Source organism: Bradyrhizobium sp. P5_C11_2 (assembly GCF_054049755.1).
In genome coordinates this window covers 1-1,435 of the sequence record NZ_JBFULT010000987.1, presented here as the reverse complement: position 1 = coordinate 1,435, position 1,435 = coordinate 1, and the positions used below count along the sequence as shown (strand labels likewise).

The window sequence follows — 1,435 nt, the reverse complement described above, 5'->3', positions numbered from 1 at the left end:
TTGTCATCGGTCCCTATTTGCGGCTGCGCGCGGGCGGCTCCGACGCGCAATCGGAGAGCCATGCCTCATCTCATCATGTCCAGCGTGACGCCGAGGCCCGGCTCGACGAAGCCGCCGGCCTCGCGCGCGCGATCGATCTCGTGATTGCGGATGCCATCATCACGCCGATCAGCCAGATCCGCCCCGCCACCTACATCGGCAAGGGCAAGGTCGAGGAGATCGCCGGGCTGATCAAGAGCCTTGATGTCGAGCTCGTGGTGATGGATTGCGCGCTGGCGCCGATCCAGCAGCGCAATCTCGAGAAGGAGTTGCACGCCAAGGTGCTCGACCGCACCGGCCTGATCCTGGAAATCTTCGGCCGCCGCGCCAAGACCAGGGAAGGCTCGCTCCAGGTCGAACTCGCGCATCTCAACTACCAGCGTTCGCGCCTCGTCCGCTCCTGGACCCATCTCGAGCGCCAGCGCGGCGGCTTTGGATTCATGGGCGGTCCCGGCGAGACGCAGATCGAAGCCGACCGCCGCCTGATCCAGGAGCGCATCTCCAAACTCGAGGGCGAACTGAAGAAGGTGCAGGCGACACGGCGTCTGCATCGCGCCGGACGCCAGCGCGTGCCTTATCGCGTCGTGGCGCTGGTCGGCTACACCAATGCCGGCAAGTCGACGCTGTTCAACCGCCTGACGCGTGCCGACGTGCAGGCCGCCGACATGCTGTTCGCGACCCTCGATCCGACCTTGCGCGCGCTCAGCCTGCCGCATGGCGGCAAGGCGATGCTGTCCGACACCGTGGGCTTCATCTCCAACCTGCCGACGCAGCTCGTCGCCGCCTTCCGCGCCACGCTGGAAGAGGTGCTCGAGGCCGACGTCATCCTGCATGTCCGCGACATCTCGCACGAAGACGCCGAGGCGCAGCAGAGCGACGTCGACGCGGTGCTGCGCCAGCTCGGCATCAACCCCGACGATTCCGGCCGTATCATCGAGGTCTGGAACAAGATCGATCGTTTTGACGCGGATCAGCGCGAAGAGCTGCTGAACATCGCGGCGCGCCGGCCGGAGGATCATCCGGCGATGCTGGTCTCCGCCGTGTCAGGCGAGGGGATCGACGCGCTGCTCGCCGCGATCGAGGAACGGCTCGCCGCCAAGCGCACCACGCTCGATCTCTCGATCGACGCTGCCGACGGCGCCGGGATCAGCTGGCTGCATCGCAATGCCGAGATCTTGGTCAAGGAGCTGCACGACGGCCGCTTCGACATGACCGTGCGGGTGGATGAGACCAAGCGGGATATCGTGGTCAACCGCTTCGACGCCGTGCCGCATCACGCCGCATAGGCCCGAACAAGTCTGACGCCACATTGTAGGCCGGATGGAGCGAAGCGAAATCCGGGAAAGCCCGACACGACGCGCCCCGGATTGCGCTTCGCTCCATCCGGGCTACGCAC

The 1,435-nt window shown here is 66.1% G+C and carries 1 protein-coding gene; it reads left to right on the top strand.

Features of this window, described 5'->3' with window-relative positions; all coding sequences use genetic code 11:
* The coding region (gene hflX, locus ACXJL8_RS40955; RefSeq protein WP_456687029.1) for a GTPase HflX at window positions 1–1,325 on the top strand (1,325 nt) is incomplete at its 5' end.
* Window positions 1,326–1,435 lie beyond the last annotated feature (110 nt).